The sequence below is a fragment of the Pseudomonas sp. B21128 genome (assembly GCF_044218865.1).
GTDB lineage: Bacteria > Pseudomonadota > Gammaproteobacteria > Pseudomonadales > Pseudomonadaceae > Aquipseudomonas > Aquipseudomonas iridis.
On the sequence record NZ_CP162590.1, the window covers coordinates 5,518,616 to 5,539,536 of the forward strand.

Below are 20,921 nucleotides of genomic sequence, written 5' to 3' on the forward strand. Positions count from 1 at the left end.
GCAAGAAACCTTCCAACTTTTGCCAATGATTGAAACAGAGGGGTTTGACTGGGGATTGTCTGCTGACCGGGCCGCCCCTTCGCGAGCAAGCTCGCTCCCACATTTGCTTCTTGTCGGACACAAAACCTGCAACCACTGAAGATCTCTGTGGGAGCGAGCTTGCTCGCTAAGGGGCCGTAAAATCCGGCGCGATTCTTTGATTTAAACGAAGGTGTTTAAAAGACACTTGCAGACACGGGTTCCAGGCTACGAATCCTTGCGCCATTGCCTACAGCTACGCCAGAATCCGCCGGCTTGTGCGCCTTGGGGGTGGACTCTATTGTTGAGCCGTCGCTGATTTCTCAGTGATCGGGTTTAGCAGCCTGGGTTATCTCTAGACGCACACAGTCCGTTGCCGTTATGGCGGCTTTGCGTGGGGCACTTCGGTGCGCCGGGTTCTAGAGTCCTGGTCTGCTAACCCGCGTATAGCCGCCACCCCTTTCGTTAGCAGCGAACAGTGGCAGCTTCATTACTCTAGAGGCTTCACCATGATCAAACCAACACCCAACCCACCCGAAACCGACCCCACCTCTCCCTACGAATCCCTCGATTCCAAAAAACTCAACGACGCCGCCGACCGCGCCCTCGATCACTACCTCTGCCCACCCGGCTCCGCGCCAACACCCCGTCAAACCCGCAGGATGTACGCCGTTACTGCGGACTTCAAAAACGAGGAACTGCTGGTCGATGCCTGCGAAACACTCGCCTCGGCCAAAACCATCGCCCAAGACTTCGCCCGCCTCTTGCCAGCGTCACAGCGCAGGACGCTGCTGGGGATCGCGCAACTGATCATGCTCGGCGAGCTGGCGGTGAATCGCGTGCTGGATAATCTGGAGTTGCCGGGCTGATCCCTGAACATCGGGCCTGATTAAACAGATATTTTGCTGGAGGAGGTATCTGCCTTCAGGCATAAAAAAACCGCCGTCCCGTTCAATCGGGACGGCGGTTTTTTTGTTTCATCACGGTAATGTCAGGCATCGCGCCGCAGATCTGGCGGAATCGGCAAATCATCCTTGAGCGGATCCGGACGCTTACCTTTGCCCGCGTGGTATTGGCGGATCTGATAGACGTAGGCCAATACCTGGGCAACGGCCAGGTAAAGCCCACCGGGAATTTCCTGATCGAGTTCGGTCGAGTAGTAGATCGATCGCGCCAGCCCCGGCGACTCGAGGAGCATGACGTTATTGGCCACGGCAATTTCGCGGATCTTCAGCGCCAGGAAATCACTGCCCTTGGCCAGCAGGATGGGCGCGCCGCCCTTTTCCGAATCGTATTTCAGCGCCACGGCGTAGTGGGTCGGGTTGGTAATGACCACGTCGGCGTCGGGAATGGCCGCCATCATGCGTCGCTGGGACATTTCGCGCTGGGTCTGGCGGATACGCTGTTTGACCTCCGGCCGACCTTCCTGATCCTTGTGCTCGTCGCGCACTTCCTGCTTGGTCATCTTGAGCTTTTTCATGCTCTCCCAGATCTGCACCGGGACATCGACTGCCGCAATGATGATCAGGCCACAGGCCAGCCACAGCGTGCTCCAGCCGACCAGTACCACACTGTGAATGATCGCCAGCTCGAGTGGCTCATGGGCAATACGCAGCAAGTCATCGACGTCCGCAGCCAACACCATCAGGGCCACGGACAGGGTGATCAAAAACTTGGCCAGCGCCTTGAGCAGTTCGATGATGGCCTTCATCGAGAACATCCGCTTCAGGCCGGCTCCCGGGTTCATCCGGCTGAACTTGGGCGCCATGGAGCCAGCCGCGAACAGCCAGCCACCGAGGGAAATCGGCCCGATCAGTGCCGCCAACAGCAGAGTGATCATGATCGGCTGAATCGCCACCAAGGCGATTTTCCCTGACTGCAAGAGAAACGCGCCCATGGAGCCCTGGTCCATGATCACTTCGCGCGACAGCGTGAAGTTCAGGCGCATCAGGTCCATCAGGTCTTCGGCAAGCATGCCGCCGAACACCAACAGCGCGCCGGAACCGGCCATCATTACAGCGAGGGTGTTGAGTTCTTTGGAGCGGGCAATCTCGCCCTTCTCACGGGAATCCTTTTTACGTTTGTCCGTGGGGTCTTCTGTTTTGTCCTGACCGCTTTCGCTCTCTGCCATGACTCAGCGCGCCCGTGCCAGTTCGCGTAGCAACTGCAAGGCCTCGGTGGCCAGCGGCTGATACTGATTGAGAATGTCCGCCAGACCGACCCAGACGATGAACAGCCCGAGCACCAGCGTCAGCGGAAAACCGATGGAGAAAATGTTCAGTTGCGGCGCGGCGCGGGTCATTACGCCGAAAGCGATGTTGACCACCAGCAACGCGGTCACTGCCGGCAGCACCAGCAGCAACGCCGCCCCCAGAACCCAGCCGAGTTTGCCGGCCAGTTCCCAATAATGCGCGGTCATCAGCCCACTACCCACCGGCAACGTGGTGAAGCTCTCGGTGAGGACTTCGAACACCACCAGATGGCCGTTCATCGACAGGAACAACAACGTCACGAGCATGGTGAAGAACTGCCCGATCACCGCCACCGAAACGCCGTTGGCCGGGTCGACCATCGAGGCGAAGCCCATGCCCATCTGGATCGCGACAATCTGCCCGGCCACGGCAAATGCCTGGAAAAACAGCTGCAGGGAAAAGCCGAGCACGGCGCCGATCAGAATCTGCTCGGCAATCAGCAGCAAGCCACTGAGATCGAGCGGACTCACCGCCGGCATCGGCGGCAGGCCCGGGACAATCACCACGGTGATCGCCACGGCAAAATACAGGCGCACGCGCCGCGGGATGAGGGTCGTACCGAATACCGGCATGACCATCAGCATCGAGGCCACGCGAAACAGCGGCAACATGAACGTCGCCACCCAGGAACTGATCTGGGTGTCGGTCAGCTGAAGCAGCGACTGCATGGCTTAGCCGATGACCATCGGGATGTTTTTGTACAGCTCGATGATGTATTCCATGAAGGTCTGCACGATCCACGGACCGCCGACGATCAGGGTCACCAGCATCACCAGCAGACGCGGCAGAAAGCTCAAGGTCTGTTCGTTGATCTGCGTGGCCGCCTGAAACATCGCCACCAGCAAGCCCACCAACAGGCTCGGCACCACCAGAATCGCGACCATCAGTGTGGTCAGCCACAGCGCCTCACGAAAGATATCGACCGCGACTTCCGGCGTCATGGCGAGACACCTCCGAAACTGCTGGCCAAGGTGCCGATAATCAGCGCCCAGCCATCCACCAGCACGAACAGCATGATCTTGAACGGCAGCGAGATGATCAGCGGCGAGAGCATCATCATACCCATCGCCATCAGCACACTGGCCACGACGAGGTCGATGATCAGGAACGGAATGAAGATCATGAAGCCGATCTGAAACGCCGTTTTCAGCTCGGACGTGACGAACGCCGGCACCAGAATAGTCAGTGGTGCCTGATCCGGGGTGGCGATGTCGGTACGCTTGGACAGGCGCATGAACAACTCAAGATCGCTGGTCCGCGTCTGGGCGAGCATGAAATCCTTGATCGGCACCTGGGCTTTTTCCACCGCTTGCTGGGCGGTGAGTGTTTCCGCCAGATACGGTTGCAGCGCATCGTTGTTCACCCGGTCGAACACCGGCGCCATGATGAACATCGTCAGGAACAGCGCCATGCCGGTGAGGATCTGGTTCGACGGCGTCTGCTGCAAACCCAGGGCCTGACGCAGGATCGAGAACACGATGATGATCCGCGTAAAACTGGTCATCAGGATGACCGCCGCCGGGATAAAACTCAGCGCGGTCATGATCAGCAGGATCTGCAGACTGACCGAATACTCCTGCGCGCCGTCGGCGTTGGTGCCCAGCGTGATCGCCGGGATCGACAACGGATCGGCGGCGAACGCCAGCGGCGCGGCCAGCATCAGGGCCAGCGTCAAGACGATGCGTAGCGCACCCATTACTTCTTATCCTTCTGATCCTTGCCGAGAATCCTCAGCAGATGCTGGGCAAATTCCGGCGTCGCTTTCTCGCTGGTGCTCGGCACCTCGATCGGTTCCTTGAGCACGTGCAGCGCGGTGATGGTGCCAGGGCTCAAGCCGAGCAGAATCTGCTCATTGCCGACCTGCACCAGCATCAGACGGTCACGCGGGCCGAGCGCGCGCGAGCCAATCAGCTCAATCACCTGGCCTTTGCCCGCCGGCCCCGCTTGCTGCACCCGACGCAACAGCCAGGCAAGGAAGAAGATCAACCCCAGCACCAGCAACAGGCCGAACACCAACTGCGTCAATTGCCCGGCCACGCCACTGTTGACCATCGGCGCGGTAGCAGCGGCAGGCGCGGCATTGCCAGCAACCGGTTCAGCGGCCAACACGCTCAGGGGCAAGGCCAGCAGAGCCCAGAGAAACCTTTTCACTCAGCGCAGCTTCTTGATGCGTTCGCTTGGGCTGATCACGTCGGTCAGGCGGATGCCGAACTTCTCGTTGACCACCACCACTTCGCCGTGCGCGATCAGCGTGCCGTTGACCAGCACGTCCAGCGGCTCACCGGCCAGACGATCAAGCTCGATCACCGAACCCTGGTTGAGTTGCAACAGGTTGCGGATGTTGATGTCGGTGCTGCCAACTTCCATCGAGATGGACACCGGGATGTCGAGGATCACGTCCAGGTTCGGGCCGTCCAGCGTCACCGGATCGTTGTTCTTCGGCACGCTGCCGAACTCTTCCATCGGCAGACGCGAGCCGCTGGATGCGTCGGCTGCCAGCAGTGCGTCAATTTCGGATTGACCATCACCGGTTTCTTCCAGGGCAGCAGCCCATTCGTCAGCCAGTGCCTGATCGTCCTGGGCGTTCATATCGTCGTTCATCATGTGTCCTCGGCGGGCAACAATTCAGCTAAATGTTTGGGGGTGAAAGCGCCGCTTCAGCGACGCTCGATCGGCTCGATCACCTGCAACGCGAGGTTGCCTTTGTGCGAGCCCATCTTGACCTTGAAGGCCGGCACGCCGTTGGCGCGCATGATCATTTCGTCCGGCATCTCGACCGGGATCACATCCCCCGGCTGCATGTGCAGGATGTCGCGCAGCTTCAACTGGCGGCGGGCCACGGTGGCACCGATCGGCACGTCGACATCGAGCACGTCCTGGCGCAGGGCGTTGACCCAGCGCTCGTCCTGATCGTCGAGGTCCGACTGGAAACCGGCGTCGAGCATTTCACGCACCGGCTCGATCATCGAGTACGGCATGGTCACGTGCAGGTCGCCGCCACCGCCATCGAGTTCGATGTGGAAGGTGGAGACCACAATCGCTTCGCTCGGGCCGACGATGTTGGCCATGGCCGGGTTCACTTCCGAGTTGATGTACTCGAAATTGACTTCCATGATCGCCTGCCAGGCTTCTTTCAGATCGACGAAGGCCTGCTCCAGCACCATGCGCACCACGCGCAGTTCGGTCGGGGTGAACTCACGCCCTTCGATCTTGGCGTGACGGCCGTCGCCGCCGAAGAAGTTGTCCACCAGTTTGAACACCAGTTTGGCGTCGAGGATGAACAGCGCGGTGCCGCGCAGGGGTTTGATCTTGACCAGGTTGAGACTGGTCGGCACATACAACGAGTGCACGTATTCGCCGAACTTCATCACCTGTACGCCACCGACGGCAACGTCCGCCGAGCGGCGCAGCATGTTGAACATGCTGATGCGGGTGTAGCGGGCAAAACGCTCGTTGATCATTTCCAGAGTCGGCATGCGTCCACGGACGATGCGATCCTGGCTGGTCAGGTCGTAGCTTTTGACACTGCCGGGTTCGGCAGCGTTATCGGTCTGTACCAGACCATCGTCGACGCCATGCAACAGCGCATCGATTTCATCCTGGGACAGCAGATCCTGCACGGCCATGTCGTGTTCCTACTGCAGTACGAAATTAGTGAAAAGCAACTGTTCGATCACCACTTTGCCCAGCTCTTTCTGCGCCACTTCCTGCACGCTGGCGGTGGCCTTCTGGCGCAACATTTCCTGGCCGACCGGGGTCGCCAAGGTGGCGAAATCCTGACCGGAGAAGAGCATCACCAGGTTGTTGCGGATCACCGGCATGTGCACTTTCAGCGCGTCCAGATCGGCCTGGTTACGCGCCAGCATGGTGATGCTCACCTGCATGTAGCGCTGACGGCCGTTCTGGTTGTAGTTGGCGACAAAGGCTGGCGCCATCGGCTCGAAAATCGCTGGCTGCTTGCCGACCGGCGCAGCTTCGGCGGCATCGGCGGGCTTGCTCTGAGCGCTGTGCATGAAGAACCAGGTCGCCCCCACGGACGCACCAATGGCCAACAACAACGCCAGCACGATCACGATGATCAGCTTGAGTTTGCCTTTGGTTGCGGGGTCTTTTACTGCTGCTGTTTCGCTCTTCGCCATGCCAATAATCCGTCACTATTCGGGTTTTCACAGTCGCACGGCAAGGCAAGAGCAAGTGTTATGCCAGAAGTGTCGGTGGTTGTGGAGACAACGCTAAAGTCAAAGGCACCCTTACCCCAGCCCTCTCCCGGAGGGAAAGGGGGCCGACCGAGGTGTCAGGCGTCAAACGTCGACCTGAACGACCGAATCGATTATGAAATCGGGGCAAAAACGATCAGATCGGCGAGGGTCAGACGCAATTCAACGCAAGACGATCAGGTTGGCGCGCATCAAACGGATTCAGCGCAACAATCAGGTCGGCGAATATCCCGATCACCCCAAGTCAGTTCCCTCTCCCTCCGGGAGAGGGCTAGGGTGAGGGGCTGTTGATCAATCAGGCGTAATAATCGACTGCGCTGGTACCGATCACGCTGGTGGTTTGAACGGCTGCCTCAGCAACAGCGGCGGCTGCCAATTCTTCATCTGCCGAATCCAGTCGAGCACCGCCAGCACTGGTGCGGCCGCTCTGGCCTTGGTGCGCCTGTTCCTGACCCTGCTGACCCTGCCAGCCACGGTTCTGGTCGGACACATTGACGTCGACCTGGCCCATGCCCTGCTGGTTGAACATCTCACGCAGGCGATGCATCTGCCCGTCGAGCGCTTCACGCACACTCGGGTGCGCGCTCATGAACGTCACTTGGGTTTGCTGGTCCGGGACCATGTTCACGCGGATATCCAGACGACCCAATTCGGCCGGCTGCAACTGAATGTCCGCCGCCTTCAGATTGACGCTCGACAGATACATGACGCGGTTAACCACTTCTTCGGTCCAGCCGCTCTGATGCATGGCAATCGGCTGATTGACCGGCACAGCGTTCGCGGTCTTCGGTGTAGCGGCCTGGGTCAACGCCGCCAGACGGTTAGCGAAGTCATCGACGCGGGTATCGCTGGTGGCGGACTTAAGGTCTTTGAGGCCGTCATCGAGCAGCCCGCTGAAGGCTTTGTCACCGCCCTGACGGGTGCTGTCCTTGTCGGTCTGCACGTCGAGCATGCTCGCCATGCCTGCGGCAAAAGTCTGCGCCGAGGTCAATTCACCATCGGCCTGCGCTGGCGCAGCTTTGGGCTGCGCCTGACTCGCGGCGGAAATATGACCACCCTGCTCCATCGCCATACGCACGGCCGGCAGCGAATCAAGCGGATCCGCCGAAGGGTCGAAATCGCTGTCGGCGCTGGCCGCCGGGTCTTTGACCATGCTCGGCAGCACGGCAACTTCCGGGGGTTCGTCCTGGACCGGTGCGGCCGCTGCAACCACTGGCGCCGCTACCACGGGCGCCGTCACGGTCGGCTGCGCGATGGCAGCCAACGCCGGATCCAGCGCCGGGTCAACCACTGCAGCGTCATCGACGGTGGCGTCGGCTACCGGCGTCTGTGCGCCATCGTCGCTGCCAGCCTTGTCGTCGCTCGATGCCGCTTTGTCAGCAGGCAACGACTTGCCGCTATCGGCAATCGCCGGCTCGGGAGCGGCAGACTGATCAGTGCCGACGTCCTTTTTGCCACTGCTATCTGCAACCTTGTCGCGCGTCGATTTCAGCGAATTATCAGCAGCGACCGCAGCCTTGCTTAAGCCCTGATCGGCAAATACTTTGGCGAAGCTTGAAGCCTTGTCCCCAGCGTCTGCGGCCATTGCCGACGATTTGGCAGACGCGGCCTGAGCCTTGGCCTGGGCGGCGTTCTGAAGAAGAATGTTGGGGGTCGCAGGCATGAAACGGTCTCCGCTGCACTGGGATCGTAGGTACAGTCATGGAGTTATTAGCAAGCGCCGGGCCATGTCTGCCCCACTCTTGAGAAAAGCGCCGAGCGGAGCAATCAGTGAAGGTGGAGGTGCTGTCGCTCATTTTCGTAAACAGGGCGCACATTGGCAAATTCGCCGCTGATTTCAGCCACCAGTTTGACGTTTTCTGCCGGGCTCTTGTTTTTTGCGTCGGATTCAAGCTCCTGGCACAGCGCTGCCAGTCGAACAGCCCCCATATTGCTGGCGCTGCCCTTGAAGCTGTGGGCAACCTCCGAAAGAACCTTGGCATCAGCGGTCTTTTGCAACTCATGCAAACGGCTTTCGGAATCGCACAGAAAGGTATCCAGCAGGTCCGGATAACTGTCTTCCATCACTTCACGCAGGGTATCCAGTACCTCGCGATCAACTTGTTTATCTGCCACTTGTTCACTCCTTGATCAAGAATTGCGCGGATTATGCCTCAATCTCCCAGAAAAACTCCACGTGGGCACTACGACCTTCGTCCGACCAACGGGCGTTGCGCCCCAATTGACGGACTACGCTGACACCACGCCCCGACAAACGGACACCGTCCAGCGGTCGTTCCATCACCCGCGCCACATCAAATCCCTTGCCGCTGTCATCGACCCGAATGACCAGACAGCCGCCCGCGCCGTGCGGCCTGACTTGCAAATGCACACGCACATAGCCGTCCTGCAAAACCTCCAGACGCGCGTTGCGCTGCTCATAATAGCGGGCGAATCCTGCGGCATCGCGCTTGAGGCTGGAATCGAGCCCCAGCACCCCGTGCTCCAACGCATTGGAATACAACTCCGCGAGCACGCTGTACAGCGCGCCGCTTTGCGTACGCAGGCCGTGCACTTCCAACAGCAATTGCAGCAAGTAGGGCAACGGGTTGTAACGCCTGAGCGTAGCGTCACGGAATTCGAAGCTCACCGACCAGTCCAGCGGACTCAATTGGCCGCTGTCGGAATACACGGGCGCCGGCGGATGAACCTGCTCAGGCTCCAGCAAACTGACTTCGACCATGCTGACATCGTCGCGAGCCTCGCCGCGAAAATCCCGCAGCGCCCGCTCGATGTCCTCGAACAGCCGATCCGGCTCACGATTGGCGGCAAACACTTGCTGTAAACGCTCGACGCCGAACAATTGATCGCTGGCATCACTGGTGTCGATCACCCCGTCAGACAACAGGAAGACCCGATCACCGACGGCCATCGGGTGCACTTGCGTACCGTCATCAAATGCTTGCGGGCTGAGCACACCCAGCGGCAAATGCCGTGCGGCCAACGGTAGGCGCTCACCGCTGGCGATGCGGTGCAGATAACCGTCCGGCATGCCGCCGTTCCATACTTCAACCGAGCACCGCTGAAAGCTCAGGGACAGCAGCGTCGCGCAGCAAAACATGTCTACCGGCAAAATACGTTTGAGCTTGGCATTCATCTCGCGCAGGGTTTCGGACAAGCCGTAACCCTTGGCTGTCATGCCATAAAACACCTCCGCCAACGGCATGGCCCCCACCGCAGCCGGCAAACCGTGCCCGGTGAAATCGCCGAGCAGCACGTGCATGTCGCCCGCCGGCGTGTACGCCGCCAGCAACAAATCACCATTGAACAGCGCGTAAGGGGATTGCAGATAACGGATGTTCGGCGCACTCAAGCAACCGGAATGCGCGACTTTATCGAATACCGCTTTGGCAACACGCTGCTCATTGAGCAGGTAATCGTGATGTTTGGCGATCAGGTCGCGCTGTTGCAGCACCGTGGCCTGCAAGCGGCGCAAGCGGTCCATCGCCTTGATTTTGGCGGCAAGGATCACCTGGTTGTAGGGCTTCGCCAGAAAGTCGTCGCCGCCAGCCTCCAGACAACGGGCCAGCGCTTCACTTTCAGTCAGCGACGTGAGGAAGATGATCGGCACCAGCGTTTCCCCGGCCAGTGCCTTGATCTGCCGCGCAGCCTCGAAACCATCCATCACCGGCATCATCGCGTCCATTAGCACCAGACTGGGTTGCTCGCGACGGAAAATATCGACGGCTTCGCTACCATTGGCTGCCGTTAATACTTCATGGCCCTGACGGCGGACGATGGTGGACAGCAGCAACCGGTCAGCGGCGCTGTCTTCGGCGATCAGGATTATCAGCGGCTCTTGCGCCTGCATCGCCGTCAACGGATGTCAAACAGCTTGTCGAAGTTGGAGATGGCGAGGATCTTGCGCACGTCGGAGTTGCTGTTGACCACGCGAATATCGGAATTATCGCCACCGGCGTGATCGCGCAGCAGAAGCAGCATGCCCAGCGCAGAACTATCGAGGTAGGTGGCGTCTTTCAGGTCGACCACGATGGACTCAGGCTTTCGATTGAGTCGCTCGTAGGACTCGCGAAATTCCTGATGGCGACCGAAATCAAACCGCCCTTTGACTGAAATCGTCAGTTTATGACCATCGGGAGAGACTTCTGTAACGACTGACATTGACTGGCTTCCTTGTCATTAACGAACGTCTACAAGGTTTAGCACTTGGTAGACGCAGGGGCAAGGTGCAACACAGGATCAAATGTGGGAGCGAGCCTGCTCGCGAAGGCGTCGTGTCAGTCGACATTTTAGTCAACTGGCCGATGGCCTTCGCGAGCAAGCTCGCTCCCACAGGGGATATCGCAGTGGTTTAAAACGGATCATGCCGTGGCAAACGCTGGGACAACTCATCCAGCAACTTCTGCTCGCGCTTGTCTTCCAGGCGTTGCGCCTCTTCGCGATATCGTTGCACCAGTTTGCGCAAGCCTTCGACCTTGGCGAACGCTTTCTGCCACTCGTCACGCGCCTTGTCGAGATTGTTCTGGTGCCAGACCAGGCTCTGGCGCTGCTGATCAACAGCCGTATCGAGTTGCGCGAGAAACCCCTGAAAGCCGAGTAGCCATTGCCCGCTCACGCCAGTGCTGCCGCGTACGATCCACTGCTCGGAGTAATCCAGACGAAAGGCGTTCAGGTCGGCGAGTTTGCTTTCAGCGACCTTGACCTGGCCCTGAAAGTAACCCATGCGCTGCACGGCGGTTTTCTCGGCCTTCTCGGCCATGTCCACCACCGGCGCCAGGCGCGCGGCTCGGCTGACGGCCATAAACGGTTACCCGCCCGCCGCGGGGGCGAACAGGGTTTCGAGATACGCCTGGCTTTCGCCCATGTTGATTTTGTCGTTCAGGCCCTGCCGCTGGTACCTGACCAACTGCGCTTGCAGGGAAATTGCCAGGTCGGTCTCGCGGTCGCCACCGGCGACATAGGCACCGACGCTGATCAAGTCGCGACTCTGCTGATAACGCGACCACAGCTGCTTGAAATATTGCGCGCGCTGCATGTGCTCCGCCGAGACCACCGCCGGCATTACCCGGCTGATCGACGCTTCGATATCGATGGCCGGGTAGTGCCCTTCCTCGGCCAGACGCCGCGACAGCACGATATGACCGTCGAGCACGCCCCGCGCCGAGTCGGCAATCGGGTCTTGCTGGTCATCGCCTTCGGATAACACGGTGTAAAACGCGGTAATCGAACCCCCGCCCTTCTCGGCATTACCGGCACGCTCCACCAGTTTCGGCAGCTTGGCGAATACCGACGGCGGATAACCCTTGGTCGCTGGCGGTTCGCCGATGGCCAAGGCGATTTCCCGCTGGGCCTGGGCGAAACGGGTCAGCGAATCCATCAGCAACAAGACGTTCTTGCCCTTGTCGCGAAAATACTCGGCGATACGTGTGCAGTACATCGCCGCGCGCAAACGCATCAAGGGTGCGTCGTCCGCAGGCGAGGCCACCACCACCGAACGCTGGAGGCCTTCTTCACCCAGGCTGTGCTCGATGAATTCTTTCACTTCCCGACCCCGCTCACCGATCAGGCCGACGACGATAATGTCGGCTTCGGTGAAACGGGTCATCATGCCCAGCAATACCGATTTACCGACACCGGTACCGGCGAACAGACCCAGACGCTGGCCACGACCGACCGTCAGCAAACCGTTGATGCAACGGATGCCGACGTCCAGCGGTTCGCTGATCGGGTCACGGTTGAGCGGATTGATCGTCGGGCCATCCATCGGCACCCAGTCTTCGGCTTTCATGCCGCCCTTGCCGTCCAGCGCACGACCGGCGCCATCGAGCACACGACCGAGCATGCTCATGCCCATCGGCAGGCGACCGGTATCGGCCAAAGGCACCACGCGGGCGCCCGGGGCAATACCGGCGACGCTGCCAACCGGCATCAGAAAGACTTTGCTGCCGGAGAAGCCCATGACCTCTGCTTCCACCTGCGAAGGATGGTAGCTGTCGTCGTTGATCACCAGGCAGCGCGTGCCCATGGCGGCGCGCAGGCCTTCGGCTTCCAGCGTGAGGCCGACCATGCGCAGCAGCCGACCTTCAAGAATCGGCGCCCCGGCAATTTCAGTGGCCTCGGCGTACGTGCTCAGGCGCTTGGCGAAACTGGTGCGTTCAAGGCGCATCGTCGGCGTCCGCGAGCGGCTCGTCAGTCACGGCAGCCGGTTTGACGTCTTCGGCAATGTCCAGAGTCAAGTCCGCCGCCGCCGGGTGCAAGGCCTGTTCATGCAGCTGATCGAACAGTTTGCCCATCACCTGCGTCACACGCGATTCAATGCTTGCATCAATGCGGCTGTGAGCGGTTTCAACCCGGCAACCGCCCGGCATCAGCGCTTCATCCTCGACAATGCGCCAGGTTTCTTCGTGACGTTCGCGCAGGGCTTTGGCCTGTTCGAAGTCCTGCGGATTGACGAACAGGCGGACATTATCGACACCCAGCGGCAACAGCTTAAGGGCGTCGCGCATGACGTGTTCGATCTGGCTCGAATCGATGGACAGTTCGCGTTTGATCACCTGTTTGGTGATGTGCTGAACGAGATCAACCAACGATTTTTCGATCTGTGTGTCTTGTTCGGCGATGGGCTCGAACAGGTTTGCCATCAATTGCTCAAGGCTGGCGAGTTTCGCCGCCAAGGCGACTTCAGCCTCTTGGCGCACCTTCAAAGTGGTGCTGTGAAAACCTTCTTTTTCGCCGGTCGCGAAGCCTTCGTTATAAGCCTCCTGGCGGATGCTTTCGAGTTCTTCCAGGGTCAGTGGCTGAACTTCTTCCAGCGGCACTTCTTCCATTTCCGGCGGTTCGGGCTCGGGCTCAGGCTCGGGTTCCGGTTTTGGCGGATCGAAGCTGGGCATCGCCCAGGACTCGAAACCGCGGACATCGCGGGCACGGATCAGATCCGTCACATCGTCGTCGTGCTTGTCCATGGGCTTAGATCATTTCCTCGCCGCCCTTGCCACCGAGCACGATTTCTCCGGCTTCGGCCATACGGCGGGCGATGGTGAGGATTTCCTTCTGCGCAGTTTCGACGTCGCTGACGCGCACCGGGCCTTTGGCCTCGAGGTCGTCGCGCAACAGTTCGGCGGCACGTTTGGACATGTTCTTGAAGATCTTCTCCTTGACGCCTTCGTCCGACCCCTTGAGGGCCAGGACCAGCACGTCGGAGGACACTTCGCGCAGCAGCGCCTGGATCCCGCGGTCGTCGACATCGGCGAGGTTGTTGAACACGAACATGAGGTCTTCGATCTGACCGGACAGGTCTTCGTCGACTTCGCGGATCGAGTCCATGAGCTGGCCTTCGATCGAGCTGTCGAGGAAGTTCATGATGTCGGCCGCACGCTTGATGCCACCCAGGGTGGTGCGCGAGGCATTCGAGTTGCCGGAGAACTGCTTCTCGAGAATCTGGTTGAGCTCTTTCAATGCCGCCGGTTGCACGGTGTTCAACGACGAGACGCGCAGGATGATGTCCAGACGCACCTTGTGGTCGAAGTTGCCGAGTACTTCACCCGCCTGATCCGGGTCAAGGTAGGCGACCACGATCGCTTGAATCTGCGGGTGTTCGTAACGGATCACGTCGGCAACAGCGCGCGGCTCCATCCATTTCAGGCTGTCGAGACCGCTGGTGTTGCCACCGAGCAGGATGCGGTCGATCAGGCCGTTGGCCTTGTCTTCGCCCAATGCCTGGGTGAGCATTTTGCGCACGTAGTCGTCGGAACCGACGCCCAGGCTGGTCTGATCGCCGACGATGTCGACGAACTCGCTCATGACCTGTTCGACCTGCTCACGATGGACGTTGCCCATTTGGGCCATGGCCACACCCACACGCTGAACCTCTTTAGGGCCCATGTGGCGCAGCACTTGCGCAGCATCGGTCGAACCCAGGGACAGCAGCAGAATCGCCGCTTTGTCGACCTTGGTCAGCTTGAGGGTTGCGGCTCGGTTATCACTCATCTGCGTTAATCCACTCTTTCACGACCTGAGCCACACGGCCCGGATCTTCAGCCACCAGGCTCTTGATTGCATTCAGTTGCGCGTCATAACCCTCACTCGGGCTCGGCAACAGAATGCTCTGCGGACCACCGAGGCTCACGCGGTCGTTGGACAGTTCGCCGTCCAGGCCGCCCATGCCTCCGAGTTCCACGTCGCTGCCCAAATTGGCCAGCTCCTTGCCTTTGCCGCCGCCGGTGATGTTGTTAAGCACCGGACGCAGCACACCAAACACCAGCACCAGGATGAACAATACACCCAGCACTTGTTTGACGATGTCCCAGAACCAAGGTTGGGAGTAGAACGGAATTTCGGCAAACACTTCACCGCGCTCGGCGGAGAACGGCATGTTGATCACGCTGACGCTGTCGCCACGGCTGGCATCAAAGCCGACCGCGTCCTGCACCAGACGTGTAAAGCGGCCCAGTTCATCGGCGGTCCACGGCGCGCGGGTGGTTTCACCGTTGGCCGCGTTGACCTTGACCTGATCGTCGACCACCACCGACACCGACAGGCGATTCAGGCGACCCTGCTGCTGCTTGGTGTGGCTGATGGAACGATCGAGTTCGAAGTTCTTGGTGGATTGTTGACGCTTGTCTGCCGGGTACGGCGCGAGCATCGGCTGGCCGGTGGCCGGGTCCATGATCTGCTGGCCGTTGGCGTCAACCAATGGCTGACCTGGCTGCACCATGGCGGCCGGAGCGGCTGCACCCGCAGTGGTTTGCGGTGCCGAAGCCGGCGACGGTGGCTGGTTGCTCAAGGCACCCGGCACACCTTGCGGGCCATTGCTGGCGGTGCGTTGCTCGCTGACCGACTGCTCGCTGCGCAACGCCGGTTGGTCCGGGTTGAACTGCTCGGCAGTCGACTCGACGGCGTTGAAATCGATATCGGCCGAAACCTCAGCCTTGTAGCGATCGTTGCCCAGCACCGGTTGCAGAATGTTGTGGACGCGCTGGGTCAGCATGCTTTCCATGCGGCGGCTGTAATCGAACTGCTTGCCGGCCATGGTCATCTCGGAGTTTTCCGCCTGATCAGAGAGCAGGTTGCCCTTCTGGTCGACGACGGTGATCTGCGATTTGCTCAACTCGGGAACGGAAGTCGCCACCAGATTGATGATCGCCACTACCTGACCCGGCTCGAGCGAACGACCGGAATACAGCTCGACCAGAACCGAAGCACTGGGCTTGCGCTCATCGCGCACGAATACCGAACTCTTCGGAATTGCCAGGTGCACGCGGGCACCCTTGACGTTGTTCAGGCTGGAAATGGTTCGCGCCAGTTCACCTTCGAGGCCCCGACGATAACGGGTCGCTTCCATGAACTGGCTGGTACCCAGACCCTGTTCCTTGTCGAGGATTTCATAACCGATGTTGCCGTCGCTGGGAGTGACACCAGCGGCGGCGAGCTTGAGCCGCGCACGGGACAAGTCATCGGCCTTGACCAGCAAGGCACCGGAGCTCGGTTCGACGTTGTAAGGGATGTCGGCGGCGGCCAGGGTTTCCATGACCTGCTTGGCGTCCAGGCCGGCAAGGCTGCCATACAACGGACGGTAATCCGGCTGCTGCGACCACAGCACCACGGCAAAGCCAATCGCCACGCTCGCAGCCAGGCCGACCAACAGGCCCACCTGACGCAGCATGGTCATCTCGGAGAGGTTTTCCAGGAAGGACAGGCCGAACAACGGCGGTTTGCCGTCTATCGGGGTGGCCTTGGCCGGAACGTTATCGGCGACTGCTTCTGCCATGACTCAATCTCGTCCTTATACCGGCATCTGCATGATGTCTTGATAGGCCTGAACCAGTTTATTACGCACCTGGGTCAGAGCCTGGAACGACACGCTGGCTTTTTGCGAAGCGATCATCACGTCCGTCAGATCGACGCCGCTCTTGCCCACTTCAAAGGCGTTGGCCAACTGAGTCGACGCCTGCTGGGTATTGCTGACTTTGTTGATCGCCTGACCGAGCATGTCGGAAAAGCTGCTGCCCGCCAATTCAGGGACAGCGGCAGTCGATTTCGGCGCAGACATGGCGTCTATTTTCATAGCCTTCATGTCCATCATCAATCGATTGAATTCAATACCTTGGCTCATGGTCTACTCTCTTGGGCGGCCCGCAATTTTTTGACACTCACTCGGCGGGTACACAGGTATTAGCAACAAGGGTGCCAGCTCATGGCCGGCCCTTTCAGAAAAGCGTTTTCAAACATTGCGCCAGCGATCAAGTGGCGAACAGATAACCTTCGACGTCCATCCCGGCATCGCGCATTTGCGCCAGCTTGTAACGCAGGGTGCGCGGGCTGATACCGAGCTTTTCCGCGGCTTCCTTGCGTCGGCCGCGCTCGCTGCGCAAGGTGTCGATGATCATCTGAAACTCCCGGCGGCGCAGGTCATCGCCCAAGGCACCGGCCGAATCAGCTTCGATTTCGACTTCACGGATGATCGCAGGGGTGGGCACTGACACAGGCAATGCAGCAAACATCACCGGCCCGGCCAGGCAGAAATCCTGCGGCTGAATCACGCCACCCTGCTGCAGGATCAACGCACGCTGAATGGCGTTATCCAGCTCACGCACGTTGCCGGGCCACGGGTACGCGGTCAGGCACGCTTGCGCCTCTGGCGAAAGTTTCGCTGCTGCATGCTTCATTTTATTGACGTGTTTTGTCAGCAACCGCTCAGCCAGCGGCAAGATATCGGCAGTGCGCTCGCGAAGTGGACGCCACGCCAGGGGGAAAACCGACAGACGGTAGAAAAGATCTTCACGGAAGCGCCCTGCCGCCACTTCTGCGGCCAGATCACGGTTGGTCGTGGCGACCACACGGATATCAAGGGTAATGGGCTTGCGCCCGCCGACCCGTTCGACTTCACGCTCTTGCAACACTCGCAGCAGCTTGGCTTGCAGGCCGAGAGGCATTTCGGAAATTTCGTCGAGCAGAATGGTGCCACCATCCGCCTGCTCAAACTTGCCCGGCTGCGCAGCGATGGCGCCGGTGAACGAGCCTTTTTCGTGACCGAACAGTGTGGCTTCGAGCATGTTGTCGGGGATCGCGGCGCAATTGATTGCGATGAACGGTTGAGCGGCGCGATGGGATTGCTGGTGAATGTAGCGCGCCAGCACTTCCTTGCCAGTACCGGACTCACCGGAGATCAGCACCGTGGAATCACTGCGGGCCACTCGTGCCGACAGCTCCAGAAGCTGGGCACTGGCCGGCTCGACCGCAATCGGGCCTTCGACGTCAGTTGCACCGACGCTGCCAAGCGCATGTCGCGACACCAGATCGAGCAAGGCTTTGGGCTCGAACGGCTTGACCAGATAATCCGCAGCACCCTGGCGCATTGCATCGACGGCACGCTCAACGGCGCCGTGGGCAGTCATCAACAACACTGGCAATTGCGGCTGACGCACTCGCAGCAGCGAGAGCAATTGATGACCATCCATACCGGGCATGTTGACGTCACTGATCACCAGACTGAACGCTTCGCGCGCCACCGCCGTCAACGCTTCTTCAGCGCTGCCGACCGCGTGAAAATCATGGCCGGCCAACAGCAACGTATCAGCCAGCGCCTCGCGCAACGAACGGTCATCCTCAACCAGCAACACCTTGATGCCCATGTCTTTTACTCAGCTCCGTGGACAGCGCAAAACAGCGGCAGGATCACCTGCGCGCACGTGCCGCGCCCGACTCGCGAGCGCAGCTGCAATTCTCCCTGATGGGCTCGCGCCACCGCCTTGACCACGGTCAGGCCCAAGCCAGTGCCGGTGACCTTCGTGGTGAAAAATGGCTCGCCGAGTCGCGCCAGCACCGCAGGTTCGATCCCGCTACCGGAATCGCTGATGCACAGACGCAGGGTGTTGTCGCGGGTGTAGCAATGCACTTTCAGGCGCACCTCGCCGGCGCTGGCCTGAATCGCGTTTTCGATCAGGTTCAAAAGCGCCCCGACCAGCGTGTCACGGTTGCACAGCAACTCGCCGGCATGGCTGTCGCACTGCCAGCGAATCGGCAGATCCTGTACATGGGTCAGGGCCGCAGCTTGCAGCGCCTGCATCAAGGCATTGGGGGTGAGGCGATCCGTCAGCGGCAATTCGCCGCGAGCGAACACCAGCATGTCGCGCACCTGATGCTCCAGCTCGTGCAGGCGCTCTTTAAGACGCCCGGCAAAACGTTGCTGAGTGGCGACCGGCAACTGCTGCTCAGTCAAATGACTGGCGTAGAGCAAAGCGGCGGACAAGGGCGTGCGGATCTGATGAGCCAGCGAGGCCACCATTCGCCCCAGCGAGGACAGGCGTTCGTGGCGCGCCAGTTGATCCTGCAGATGTCGGGTTTCTGTCAGGTCGTTGAGCAACACCAATTGCCCAGGCTCGGCATCCAGCGAACGCGTGGCAATCGACAGGCGCCGACCGTTTTTCAAGGAGATTTCGTGACCGTCGTCTTCACGCGGGGCGAAGCAGCGAGCAATGACATGGCGCCACAACTCGCCCTCCAGCGGCAGACCGAGCAAGTCGATGGCGGCAGGATTGGCTTCGCGCACGATGCCATGACCATCAATCACGATGACGCCACCGGGCAACAGATCAAGGAGGTTTTGCAGACGGTTAGCCAGACGTTCTTTTTCCGCCAGCTCCTGCATGCGCTGGGCACTGACCACGGCCAGTTCACCCTTGAGCTCGGTGACCCGCGCTTCAAGCATGCTGTAGGAGTCGGTCAGTTGGCTCGACATCTGACTGAACAGCTCGAAAGCCTGCTCAAGACCCTGGCGGCCTGCCTGCTCTACGGACGAAGGTTGCCCCTCGGGATTGGAGGCAGAGATCTGGGCGGCTTGGGGCATTGTGCTCTCTCGCTTGGCTGACCGTCAGTTAAACGGAACGTTGCGAGGGATGTAGCAATACCCGTGCCTAAAAAAAACTGCTTATAAATGAATCAGTTGAAAAACAGGCGTCAATCATCCGCCTGTTCGTCACCGTCGCGCCGGCTCATGCCGTACTTGCGCATCTTCTCCACCAGCGTGGTACGACGAATGCGCAAGCGCTCCGCCGCGCGCGCCACAATACCGTTGGCATCATCCAGCGCCTGCTGAATCAGGCCCTGCTCCAGACCACCGAGGTAGTCCTTCAGGTCCAGGCCTTCCGGCGGCAACATGGCGTTGGCGGTGAAGTCCGGCGTATGACCGTTGATTGCGACGCGCTCTTCGAGATCGCTGCGCAAGCTGTCGACCAATTGCTCGTCTTCGTCGTCGACGTAGCGGAATTTCTTCGGCAATTCGACCACGCCGATCACCCCGTACGGATGCATGATCGCCATGCGCTCCACCAGGTTGGCCAGTTCGCGGACGTTGCCCGGCCAGCCGTGACGGCACAGCGACATGATTGCCGCCGAGTTGAAACGGATCGAACCGCGCTTTTCGTGTTCCATGCGCGAGATCAGTTCGTTCATCAGCAGCGGGATGTCTTCGACACGCTCGCGCAGCGGCGCCATCTCGATCGGGAACACGTTCAAGCGGTAGTAGAGATCTTCGCGGAATGTGCCGATCTCGATCATGCTTTCAAGATTCTTGTGGGTCGCGGCGATGATGCGCACGTCGACACTCTGGGTCTTGTTGCTACCCACGCGCTCGAAGGTGCGCTCTTGCAGCACGCGCAGCAGTTTGACCTGCATCGGCAGCGGCATGTCGCCAATTTCGTCGAGGAACAGCGTACCGCCGTTGGCCAGCTCAAAACGGCCGGCTCGGCTGGTGATGGCGCCCGTGAAGGCCCCCTTCTCATGGCCGAACAGTTCACTTTCCAGCAATTCGGCCGGGATCGCCCCGCAGTTGACGGGTACGAATGGCCCGTCGCGGCGCTTGGAGTGGTAATGCAGGTTGCGCGCGACCACTTCCTTGCCGGTGCCCGACTCGCCGAGGATCAGCACGCTGGCATCGGTGTCGGCCACTTGCTGCATCATCTGACGCACGTGCTGAATTGCCCGGCTGGTGCCGACGAGGCTGCGAAACAGATTGGGTTCGCGATGACGGCCACGCTCGCGGGCCTGGTCGTACATCTCGCGATAGACCTGGGCACGGTGCAGGGAGTCAAGCAATTTGCTGTAGCTGGGCGGCATTTCGAGGGTCGAAAGCACTCGGCGACGCTGGTCTTCAGGCAAGTCGATGGAAGAATTATCGCCCATTAACAAAACCGGAAGGAACTCATCCCAGGTTGAGAGTGTCTTTAGCAAGCCCAAAAGCGCGCCAGGAGCATTTACAGTCCCGATCAGTACGCAAATGACCTCACGACTAGACGACAAAGAGCCGACTGCCTGCTGCCAGTCATGGCTGCCGCAGGGTAAATTTTCTTCGCCGAGAAAATTTAGAATCACCGCCAGGTCGCGGCGGCGAACGCTATCGTCATCGATCAGCAGAATTTTGGTTTCACGCCACATGCAA

General features: G+C 60.0%; 22 protein-coding genes. 1 reads left to right on the top strand and 21 read right to left on the bottom strand.

Features of this window, described 5'->3' with window-relative positions:
- The first annotated feature begins 527 nt into the window (after positions 1-527).
- Positions 528-887 carry a DUF6124 family protein gene (locus AB4P91_RS24905; protein WP_150594245.1) on the top strand — a complete coding sequence of 120 codons (360 nt, stop codon included), beginning with the start codon at positions 528-530 and terminating at the stop codon, positions 885-887.
- Positions 888-1,009: 122 nt separating this feature from the next.
- Here AB4P91_RS24905 and flhB read toward each other — a convergent pair whose 3' ends face one another.
- The 21 genes from flhB to AB4P91_RS25010 all read right to left on the bottom strand — a co-directional run bounded on the left by flhB (position 1,010) and on the right by AB4P91_RS25010 (position 20,917).
- A complete protein-coding gene (gene flhB, locus AB4P91_RS24910) occupies positions 1,010-2,149 on the bottom strand; it encodes a flagellar biosynthesis protein FlhB (protein ID WP_395603908.1) in 1,140 nt (379 codons plus the stop codon).
- 3 nt (positions 2,150-2,152) lie between these two features.
- Positions 2,153-2,938, bottom strand: coding sequence for a flagellar biosynthetic protein FliR (gene fliR / locus AB4P91_RS24915; RefSeq protein ID WP_042558230.1), 786 nt, complete (start codon positions 2,936-2,938; stop codon positions 2,153-2,155).
- 3 nt (positions 2,939-2,941) lie between these two features.
- Entirely contained in the window at positions 2,942-3,211 is a 270-nt protein-coding gene (gene fliQ / locus AB4P91_RS24920; RefSeq protein WP_042558229.1) for a flagellar biosynthesis protein FliQ, read from the bottom strand.
- A complete protein-coding gene (gene fliP / locus AB4P91_RS24925; RefSeq protein WP_150594247.1) occupies positions 3,208-3,966 on the bottom strand; it encodes a flagellar type III secretion system pore protein FliP in 759 nt (252 codons plus the stop codon). Before fliP ends, fliQ begins: the two co-directional genes overlap by 4 nt.
- Positions 3,966-4,421, bottom strand: coding sequence for a flagellar biosynthetic protein FliO (gene fliO, locus AB4P91_RS24930; protein WP_150594248.1), 456 nt, complete (start codon positions 4,419-4,421; stop codon positions 3,966-3,968). Before fliO ends, fliP begins: the two co-directional genes overlap by 1 nt.
- Positions 4,422-4,871 (bottom strand): flagellar motor switch protein FliN, encoded by a 450-nt coding sequence (gene fliN, locus AB4P91_RS24935; protein ID WP_042558227.1) that lies wholly within the window; start codon positions 4,869-4,871, stop codon positions 4,422-4,424. It abuts the gene before it with no gap.
- A gap of 56 nt (positions 4,872-4,927) precedes the next feature.
- The gene (fliM, locus tag AB4P91_RS24940; protein ID WP_007920032.1) at positions 4,928-5,896 is read right to left on the bottom strand and encodes a flagellar motor switch protein FliM; all 969 of its coding nucleotides are present in this window, start codon (positions 5,894-5,896) and stop codon (positions 4,928-4,930) included.
- A gap of 9 nt (positions 5,897-5,905) precedes the next feature.
- A complete protein-coding gene (gene fliL / locus AB4P91_RS24945) occupies positions 5,906-6,409 on the bottom strand; it encodes a flagellar basal body-associated protein FliL (protein WP_150594249.1) in 504 nt (167 codons plus the stop codon).
- Positions 6,410-6,782: 373 nt separating this feature from the next.
- The gene (locus AB4P91_RS24950) at positions 6,783-8,150 is read right to left on the bottom strand and encodes a flagellar hook-length control protein FliK (protein ID WP_395603909.1); all 1,368 of its coding nucleotides are present in this window, start codon (positions 8,148-8,150) and stop codon (positions 6,783-6,785) included.
- A gap of 104 nt (positions 8,151-8,254) precedes the next feature.
- Positions 8,255-8,602, bottom strand: coding sequence for an Hpt domain-containing protein (locus AB4P91_RS24955; protein WP_150594251.1), 348 nt, complete (start codon positions 8,600-8,602; stop codon positions 8,255-8,257).
- A 31-nt stretch (positions 8,603-8,633) separates the two neighbouring features.
- Positions 8,634-10,337: a SpoIIE family protein phosphatase gene (locus AB4P91_RS24960; RefSeq protein ID WP_395603910.1), complete on the bottom strand. Its 1,704-nt coding sequence runs from the start codon at positions 10,335-10,337 to the stop codon at positions 8,634-8,636.
- A 5-nt stretch (positions 10,338-10,342) separates the two neighbouring features.
- Positions 10,343-10,648, bottom strand: coding sequence for an STAS domain-containing protein (locus tag AB4P91_RS24965; RefSeq protein ID WP_150594253.1), 306 nt, complete (start codon positions 10,646-10,648; stop codon positions 10,343-10,345).
- Positions 10,649-10,838: 190 nt separating this feature from the next.
- The gene (gene fliJ, locus AB4P91_RS24970) at positions 10,839-11,288 is read right to left on the bottom strand and encodes a flagellar export protein FliJ (protein WP_115147823.1); all 450 of its coding nucleotides are present in this window, start codon (positions 11,286-11,288) and stop codon (positions 10,839-10,841) included.
- A 6-nt stretch (positions 11,289-11,294) separates the two neighbouring features.
- Positions 11,295-12,653: a flagellar protein export ATPase FliI gene (gene fliI / locus AB4P91_RS24975; protein WP_042558221.1), complete on the bottom strand. Its 1,359-nt coding sequence runs from the start codon at positions 12,651-12,653 to the stop codon at positions 11,295-11,297.
- Positions 12,643-13,449, bottom strand: a complete 807-nt coding sequence (gene fliH, locus AB4P91_RS24980) for a flagellar assembly protein FliH (protein WP_150687863.1) — start codon at positions 13,447-13,449, stop codon at positions 12,643-12,645. Before fliH ends, fliI begins: the two co-directional genes overlap by 11 nt.
- A 4-nt stretch (positions 13,450-13,453) precedes the next feature.
- Positions 13,454-14,473, bottom strand: coding sequence for a flagellar motor switch protein FliG (fliG, locus tag AB4P91_RS24985; protein ID WP_016984305.1), 1,020 nt, complete (start codon positions 14,471-14,473; stop codon positions 13,454-13,456).
- Positions 14,466-16,253, bottom strand: coding sequence for a flagellar basal-body MS-ring/collar protein FliF (fliF, locus tag AB4P91_RS24990; RefSeq protein ID WP_395603911.1), 1,788 nt, complete (start codon positions 16,251-16,253; stop codon positions 14,466-14,468). The genes fliG and fliF overlap by 8 nt, the downstream gene beginning before the upstream one ends.
- Positions 16,254-16,268: 15 nt before the next feature.
- Positions 16,269-16,598 carry a flagellar hook-basal body complex protein FliE gene (gene fliE / locus AB4P91_RS24995; protein ID WP_042558218.1) on the bottom strand — a complete coding sequence of 110 codons (330 nt, stop codon included), beginning with the start codon at positions 16,596-16,598 and terminating at the stop codon, positions 16,269-16,271.
- Positions 16,599-16,725: 127 nt separating this feature from the next.
- Positions 16,726-18,117 (bottom strand): sigma-54-dependent response regulator transcription factor FleR, encoded by a 1,392-nt coding sequence (fleR, locus tag AB4P91_RS25000; RefSeq protein ID WP_395603912.1) that lies wholly within the window; start codon positions 18,115-18,117, stop codon positions 16,726-16,728.
- Between the two features lie 5 nt (positions 18,118-18,122).
- On the bottom strand, positions 18,123-19,331 hold the full coding sequence (locus AB4P91_RS25005; RefSeq protein ID WP_150594257.1) for a PAS domain-containing sensor histidine kinase: 1,209 nt from the start codon (positions 19,329-19,331) through the stop codon (positions 18,123-18,125).
- A 110-nt stretch (positions 19,332-19,441) separates the two neighbouring features.
- Positions 19,442-20,917: a sigma-54 dependent transcriptional regulator gene (locus AB4P91_RS25010; RefSeq protein ID WP_150594258.1), complete on the bottom strand. Its 1,476-nt coding sequence runs from the start codon at positions 20,915-20,917 to the stop codon at positions 19,442-19,444.
- Positions 20,918-20,921 lie beyond the last annotated feature (4 nt).

Coding starts and splice junctions, on each gene's coding strand:
- fliG (WP_016984305.1), bottom strand. CDS start 14,473: ATGAGTGATAACCGAGCCGCAACCCTCAAGCTGACCAAGGTCGACAAA.
- AB4P91_RS25005 (WP_150594257.1), bottom strand. CDS start 19,331: ATGCCCCAAGCCGCCCAGATCTCTGCCTCCAATCCCGAGGGGCAACCT.
- fliE (WP_042558218.1), bottom strand. CDS start 16,598: ATGAGCCAAGGTATTGAATTCAATCGATTGATGATGGACATGAAGGCT.
- AB4P91_RS24965 (WP_150594253.1), bottom strand. CDS start 10,648: ATGTCAGTCGTTACAGAAGTCTCTCCCGATGGTCATAAACTGACGATT.
- AB4P91_RS24960 (WP_395603910.1), bottom strand. CDS start 10,337: ATGCAGGCGCAAGAGCCGCTGATAATCCTGATCGCCGAAGACAGCGCC.
- fleR (WP_395603912.1), bottom strand. CDS start 18,117: ATGGGCATCAAGGTGTTGCTGGTTGAGGATGACCGTTCGTTGCGCGAG.
- AB4P91_RS25010 (WP_150594258.1), bottom strand. CDS start 20,917: ATGTGGCGTGAAACCAAAATTCTGCTGATCGATGACGATAGCGTTCGC.
- fliQ (WP_042558229.1), bottom strand. CDS start 3,211: ATGACGCCGGAAGTCGCGGTCGATATCTTTCGTGAGGCGCTGTGGCTG.
- fliN (WP_042558227.1), bottom strand. CDS start 4,871: ATGAACGACGATATGAACGCCCAGGACGATCAGGCACTGGCTGACGAA.
- fliH (WP_150687863.1), bottom strand. CDS start 13,449: ATGGACAAGCACGACGACGATGTGACGGATCTGATCCGTGCCCGCGAT.
- fliM (WP_007920032.1), bottom strand. CDS start 5,896: ATGGCCGTGCAGGATCTGCTGTCCCAGGATGAAATCGATGCGCTGTTG.
- AB4P91_RS24905 (WP_150594245.1), top strand. CDS start 528: ATGATCAAACCAACACCCAACCCACCCGAAACCGACCCCACCTCTCCC.
- fliJ (WP_115147823.1), bottom strand. CDS start 11,288: ATGGCCGTCAGCCGAGCCGCGCGCCTGGCGCCGGTGGTGGACATGGCC.
- fliP (WP_150594247.1), bottom strand. CDS start 3,966: ATGGGTGCGCTACGCATCGTCTTGACGCTGGCCCTGATGCTGGCCGCG.
- AB4P91_RS24950 (WP_395603909.1), bottom strand. CDS start 8,150: ATGCCTGCGACCCCCAACATTCTTCTTCAGAACGCCGCCCAGGCCAAG.
- fliR (WP_042558230.1), bottom strand. CDS start 2,938: ATGCAGTCGCTGCTTCAGCTGACCGACACCCAGATCAGTTCCTGGGTG.
- fliL (WP_150594249.1), bottom strand. CDS start 6,409: ATGGCGAAGAGCGAAACAGCAGCAGTAAAAGACCCCGCAACCAAAGGC.
- fliI (WP_042558221.1), bottom strand. CDS start 12,653: ATGCGCCTTGAACGCACCAGTTTCGCCAAGCGCCTGAGCACGTACGCC.
- fliF (WP_395603911.1), bottom strand. CDS start 16,253: ATGGCAGAAGCAGTCGCCGATAACGTTCCGGCCAAGGCCACCCCGATA.
- flhB (WP_395603908.1), bottom strand. CDS start 2,149: ATGGCAGAGAGCGAAAGCGGTCAGGACAAAACAGAAGACCCCACGGAC.